Source organism: Desulfobulbaceae bacterium, from assembly GCA_013792005.1.
Taxonomy (GTDB): Bacteria; Desulfobacterota; Desulfobulbia; order Desulfobulbales; family VMSU01; genus VMSU01.
Genome location: VMSU01000205.1, coordinates 1 through 6,509 on the forward strand (window position 1 = coordinate 1; position 6,509 = coordinate 6,509).

The following is a 6,509-nucleotide window of genomic DNA, read 5'->3' on the forward strand; positions in this document are numbered from 1 at the left end:
GAGCCGCCCTACAAGAGTGAGATAGCTGTTGGTTTGTCTGGCGCGTTTGTCCTTTTTTTAGGCTTTATTTTTGTTGGCCAATATCTCCGGATTAAGGCCATCGATAATTCTCTGCAAGGGTGGCTGTCGAAAGCAGTTCAATTCCTCTCTGAGTTCAGCAAGACCTATAGTGATTTCAGCCGTCAGAAAAAGAAGATTTTTTGGTCGATTTCCTGGGGAGTCCCTTTTCATTTTTTGTGTGCGGCGGTCAACTATGTCGTTTTTGCCGGGTTGGGTTTTGAGGTGAGTTTTCTGGATTTTTGTTGGATAAATGCCGTTATGGCCATGGTGCTTTTTTTCCCGGTCACGGTTGGCGGCTTTGGCTTGCGAGAAGGGGGGATGGTTCTGCTGCTAGGCCTTGTAGGTCTTGATGCCAATAGCGCTATCGCTGGAGTGTTGGTTGTCTTCTCGATTCAGATCATTGGGGCGGTGATTGGGTTTTTAATTGATTATTCATCTGTTAAGCACTATTCAGCAAGAGAGTTTTTATGAGATTTTTGGGCATTTTTTTGGTTTTATTTACAGTTGGGGTTCTTGTTCCTGCTCCAAATACACAGGCAAGTTCTGTGCTGCGAGGAGAAACGCTTGTCCTTATGCATGGGGGGAGTCAAGGCCAGTGGACAGATGTCGGGATCGCAAATCCCTATGCCGCAGGATTTTCTCATCAACAGGGCAATGCCGCGTGGCTAGAGCCGCTTTTTTATTATTCCGCTTTTTCTGGGAAAACTATTCCATGGCTTGCGGAATCGTATCACTATAATAAAGATTTTACTGAGCTTACGGTTAAGGTCAGACATAATGTGTATTGGAGTGACGGTCATCCTTTTACGGCCAAAGATGTTGCTTTTACCTTTACTATGCTTAAAAAGCATGCCCCATTATTGAGGAATTCTGCTGAAATTCGCGAGTGGGTAAAGTCGATTGACGTGCTCGATGATGTTACGCTCAAGTTTGTCTTTGTCTCCCCAAAGCCTCAATTTCATTTTTCTCACTTGAGCTTTAAATTTGATTCCGGGGTCTATGTAGTCCCAGAGCATATTTTCAAAACTGTTGATGATCCTTTGTCATTCTCGTTCTATGATCTCCAGAAAGGGTGGCCTGTGGTGACCGGTGGTTATCAGATCACTGAGTGGTCTCCTCAGAAAAAAGTGTTGGATTATCAAGAAAACTGGTGGGCTGTTAAATCAGGGCTGGCCAAGAAACCAAAGGTCAAAAGACTTCTGTTTATTCCTTTTTCTGATGAAAGCCGTGCTGTCCAAATGATGATCAATAATCAGATTGATATGTCAATTGATTTACGGCCAACAACCATAAAGCAGGCGGTTGCTCAGAATAAAAATATCATTACCCACACCCTGAGAGAATCTCCTTATGGGTATGTTGATTGGTGGCCTGTTTCACTTTGGTTCAACTGTTCGGAATCCCCTTTTGATAATAAGAATGTCCGTTGGGCAGTAAGTTATGCCATTGACAGGAGGCAACTTATTGATGTCGCTTATGAGGGGGCAGGGATCCCAACTGAATTGCCTTTTCCTGATTTTTCGGAACTCAAACCTTTTGTTGACTCTACTCACGATCTTTTGAAAAAATATCCGACGAATGAATTCAACAGCGACAAATCAGCGGCGCTGATGAGACAAGAAGGTTACGTGAAAGATCAAAAAGGGTTCTGGGCAAAAGATGGCAATCGAATCAAAATGACAATTCATGGATTTTCTATTTTTGACGATTTTGCGCCAGTACTAGCAGAGCAGTTGCGAAAGTCTGGGTTTGAGGCAACATATACCGCGCCTGCTGATTCTTATGCAAAAATTACCACAGGAGTGGCTAGGGTCATGATTTTTGGACATGGTGGCAGTATCTCCGGTCCTCATGCAACTCTTGATTTTTTTACCTCTAAGCATGCCCTGCCCAATGGTCAGCCCACTCAATTTTTTTCCCGATGGAAAAATAGTGAGTTTGATGCAGTTGTTAACGAGATGGGCATGCTGCCGGAAAGAGAGGCTAGGGTAAAGGATCTGTATCGTCAGGCGATGGCAATCTGGTTGGATGAGTTGCCAAATGTCCCGCTGATGCAATGGATGCATCGTATTCCGATGAATACCACATACTGGAAAGGCTATCCCACCGTAAATAATTCGTATATCAATGGGGCTTTCTGGCATTTGACCCTGCCCCTTATCTTGCAGGAGCTTCAACCGGTTCAAGAAGGCAGTTAATGAAGACCCTGGAAGTAACGATGCTCCTGTTTCCGCAATGTAATCGTTCACCAGAAGCGTTGAGCATGCGGATTTCACCGGACTGTAAACGTTCATCGGGCACTCCAGATGCGCGATTTATATTGACCCGCTTCGTCGGTCAATAAAGCGGTCTGCGAAGTGTGCTAGTTGCACATGAGCAGGCCGCTGACAAAGCAGATGGAGTGCCCGGTGAACGTTTACCCCGCAATGATAGTTATTGCTCGTGGTATAAGGATGTTAAATTAACCAGTTTACTGGTTCCTTGTTGTGAAAGGTATTGATAAAGGATGAGTAGAATAAGCGATGTTTCATTATTTTCTTAAGCGGCTCACTTTTTCTTTCCTCGTCGTTTTCACCGCTGCTTCAACAATTTTTTTCCTTCCTAAATTTTCTCCTCGTAATCCTGTGCGTGAAAAACTTGCTCAAGAAGCCATGCGGGGGGGATACCTTCAGGAAGGTATGGATAAGATGGTTGTGGCATATGAAACCAAATTTGGTCTGGATCGGCCCATTTGGGATCAATATATTGATTACCTCTCCGATTTGTTCCATTTCGACCTCGGTTCCTCAATTGTCTTTTACCCTAAGCCTGTGTTGGAACTTATTGGCGAAGCCTTGCCCTGGACTATCGGGTTGCTCTCCTGTTCAACCATTATAGCGTTTATTTTCGGCAGCTTTGTCGGGGCATTGGTCGCCTGGCCCCGGGCATCTAAGATTCTTCGTTTCTTGACCCCCTCGCTGGTGATGTTGTCCTCCATTCCCTATTATCTGTTGGGCCTTGCTCTTTTCTACCTTTTGGCATTCAAGATGAAATGGTTTCCCTTGGGTGGTGGCTTCTCTTTCATGTCTTCTCCTGAATGGTCTTTGAGTTTTATTAAGGAAGTTCTTTATCATGCGGCGCTTCCTGCCGGATCGATTGTCATTGCCCAGGCCGGGACTTGGGCGATAGGTATGCGTGGTATCATGGTAACTATCATGGATGAAGATTATATGCGTTTTGCGGAGGCAAGAGGGTTAAAGGATTGGCGGGTGTTTTATTACGGATTTCGGAACGCCCTGCTGCCGCAGACGACTATTCTGGCTCTGGCCCTTGGTCACATTGTTTCTAATGCGATCTTGGTCGAATTGGTCTTTGGTTATCCTGGGATTGGCACATTACTGCTTCGCTCAATTAATTCACTCGACTATTTCGTTATCTATGGCGTTGTTTATGTAATTATTTTAGTGCTGGCAGCGGCTTTGTTGGTTGTTGATCTGGTGTATCCGCTGCTTGATCCAAGAGTTGCGTATGAATAACATTTTTCGTTACTTATGGAATAAATCGGTATTGTTGGCCGGGAGCTGTTGTGCATTGTTGCTGGTATTGTTTCTGGCCGCAGGGGGATTTTTTATTCCAACTGAAGACGCTTACCCCTTAGCCGCGTCTGCCAGTATGCCGCCATCTTTTGATTATCCTTTTGGCACAGATAGTCAGGGGCGGAATTTGTTGGCTGTTGCTGTCTATGGAACCAGGATGACCCTGCAGATCGGGTTCATCTCGGCTGCGATCGGACTTTTTGTTGGAACATCGTTAGGATTTATCTCGGCGTATTTTGGAGGCGTGTTAGATACTGTCATTAAGTGGATGACGGATGTTTGTCTGACGATTCCTGAGCTGCTTATTTTAGTTGTTGTTGCCTCTTCTTTTGGAGGGGAATCGATTTCGGTTTTTTCAATGGCCGCCATTATTTCCTTGATGAGTTGGAGGTGGCCAGCTCGCGTTATTCGTGCCCAAGCCCTGACCATGAAAAAGCAAGACTATATCGTGATGGCTCAATTGTCCGGGATGGGAGGGTTGGAGATTATTTTTAAGGAAATGGTTCCTAATCTGCTGCCATTTTTAGGCGCTGCCTTTACCGGATCGGTCAGGGGGGCGATTTTTGACACCATAGGATTGTCAGCTCTTGGCCTGGGCCCGCTTCGGGAACCGGAATTGGGGGTAACCATTTATTGGATTATCAGTCAGAACGCCATGCTCCGAGGGTTGTGGTGGTGGCCAATCATGCCTGTCGCCTTGATCTTATTTGTGATGATTACACTCTACCTCCTGACCGCCGGTTTTGATGAGGTTGCTAATCCAAGGTTGCAAAGAAACTGATGTTGCTACTTGAAGTCAACAATCTATCAGTTGAATATCATACTTCGAGAGGGATTGCCCCGGCGCTCCGGAATATCAGCTTTACCGTTGAGCGTGGCGAAAAAATTGGCGTAATCGGTGAATCTGGCTCAGGGAAATCTACCTTGGCGAATGCAATCTTGGGGATGCTTCCCCGCGCGGGGCAGGTGGCAGGAGGCAGTGTGGTGTTAACAGGCGAAAAGCTCTCTGAGTTGACCTCAGAAGGTAGGCGGAGGACAAGGGGAGTACGAATAGGTTTTATTCCACAAGGGGCTCAGAACAGTTTGAATCCTGTCCTTTCGGTTGGCAAACAGATAGCCGACACCATCAAAGACCATGGGATACGATTATCTTCGTCGTCTCTACAACTGAAAATAGAAAATCTTCTCGAATCTGTTGGGCTGCGTCATGAAACTGCTAGGGCATACCCTTGCCAGTTAAGTGGAGGGATGAAGCAGCGGGTTTGCATAGCTCTGGGGATTGTTTTGACGCCGGAGATTGTTGTCGCGGACGAACCGACAAGCGCTCTTGATGTGATCAATCAAAAGCAGATTATGATGACACTTGGCGCCATTCAGAGGGAAAAGGGGTTGAGTGTGGTGTTGATTGGACATGATCTTGGTTTGTTGGCCCAGTTTGTTGATCGGATCATGGTCTTGTATGCCGGACAAATTGTTGAGTTGTGTACTCTGCGCGATTTTCTTGAAAACCCGTTGCATCCCTACTCAAAAGCGCTCATGGCTAGCCTGCCGTCACTTGATAAATCTAAGTTGTCAGGCATCGCAGGTCGTGCCCCGTCGTTATTTTCTTTGCCCGAAGGGTGCGCTTTTCAAGCACGGTGCCTAGAGCGTTCCGTTCAATGTGCGCAACATCTGCCTGTATTATATGAACATGCAAATGGCCGGGCTGTTGCTTGCCACCGGCGCCAGTGAAACCAATGGTTGAACTCAGAGCTGAAAATTTACGCAAGGTGTTTAAGCAAGGGTATTTGCGCTATACTGGTAAAACTGTGGTCAAAAGCTTGAATCTTACCGTTTCGGAAGGATCAGGAATTATCGCCTTGGCAGGTGAGTCCGGGTCCGGCAAGTCCACTGTTGCTTTAATGCTGCTGGGGTTACTTCAGCCCACTTCCGGAGCAGTCATATATAATGGTCAAAATATTAATGCCTTATCCGCTCCAGGGAAAAAGGAGTTCAGACGAAATGTTCAGGCGGTGCTGCAAGACCCATTCGCATCATTTAATCCTTTTTATTCAGTGGATCGTTTTTTAATGGTTCCGCTTGAAAAGTTTAAAATTGGAAGGACAAGGGCAGAAAAAAAGGAAATTATTTCCAGATCTCTGTTTGATATTGGCATAAATCCTGATGAAGTTCTGGGCCGTTATCCGCATCAACTCTCAGGAGGGCAACGGCAACGCCTCGCAATCGCACGCGCACTGTCTGTGCAGCCAAAGGTGTTGATTGCTGATGAGCCGGTTTCGATGGTTGATGCATCCTTACGGGCAACAATTCTGGCAAGCCTGAAGAAGATGAATCGTGATTTTAATATTCCAATTTTGTATATCACCCATGATTTAATTACAGCGTATCATGTCTGCGATTATCTCGTTATCATGAAAGATGGCGAGGTTGTAGAAGAAGGAAGTCCGGAGGCAGTTATCAAGTCACCAGCTCATCCGTATACCAAGCTTCTTGTGGATTCAATCCCCTGGCCGGACTTGAATCGATGCTGGAAGATCTGATTACGTGGCTCTTAACTATTCTCAGAGAAATCTTCGGATGAAGATGAGAACCGACTCGTAACCAATTTCCTGATCCCTTCGGCTCCGCGCAGCAACAATTTTCGGTTGTCATTTCTACTCGTTTTGCGGATTGAGCGGGATAGTTATGAAAATAGTTGAGAGCCACTTTTGATTATTAACAATTGGTAACTGTTCAGGTTGTCGGTTTACGGTTGACAGTTGACGGTGATTGGGGCCTGCCAATGGATGAGGACACACTGACATTGAGTATCATACGATGATTTATGACTAATCATGATTCTTTTAACCGTAAACCGATAACTGATTACCGTTA

The 6,509-nt window shown here is 45.7% G+C and carries 6 protein-coding genes; all 6 read left to right on the plus strand.

The window, feature by feature from the left end:
• Window positions 1–531: hypothetical protein (locus tag FP815_13135; GenBank protein MBA3015868.1), on the plus strand; the 531-nt coding region annotated here is incomplete at its 5' end.
• Window positions 528–2,258, plus strand: a complete 1,731-nt coding sequence (locus FP815_13140; GenBank protein MBA3015869.1) for an ABC transporter substrate-binding protein — start codon at window positions 528–530, stop codon at window positions 2,256–2,258. The genes FP815_13135 and FP815_13140, both read left to right, overlap by 4 nt.
• A 324-nt stretch (window positions 2,259–2,582) precedes the next feature.
• Window positions 2,583–3,575: an ABC transporter permease gene (locus FP815_13145; protein MBA3015870.1), complete on the plus strand. Its 993-nt coding sequence runs from the start codon at window positions 2,583–2,585 to the stop codon at window positions 3,573–3,575.
• Window positions 3,568–4,416: an ABC transporter permease gene (locus FP815_13150; protein MBA3015871.1), complete on the plus strand. Its 849-nt coding sequence runs from the start codon at window positions 3,568–3,570 to the stop codon at window positions 4,414–4,416. The genes FP815_13145 and FP815_13150 overlap by 8 nt, the downstream gene beginning before the upstream one ends.
• On the plus strand, window positions 4,416–5,366 hold the full coding sequence (locus FP815_13155; protein ID MBA3015872.1) for an ABC transporter ATP-binding protein: 951 nt from the start codon (window positions 4,416–4,418) through the stop codon (window positions 5,364–5,366). Before FP815_13150 ends, FP815_13155 begins: the two co-directional genes overlap by 1 nt.
• 5 nt (window positions 5,367–5,371) lie before the next feature.
• Complete coding sequence (locus FP815_13160; protein MBA3015873.1) at window positions 5,372–6,175, plus strand: ABC transporter ATP-binding protein; 804 nt, start codon at window positions 5,372–5,374, stop codon at window positions 6,173–6,175.
• Window positions 6,176–6,509: the final 334 nt, after the last annotated feature.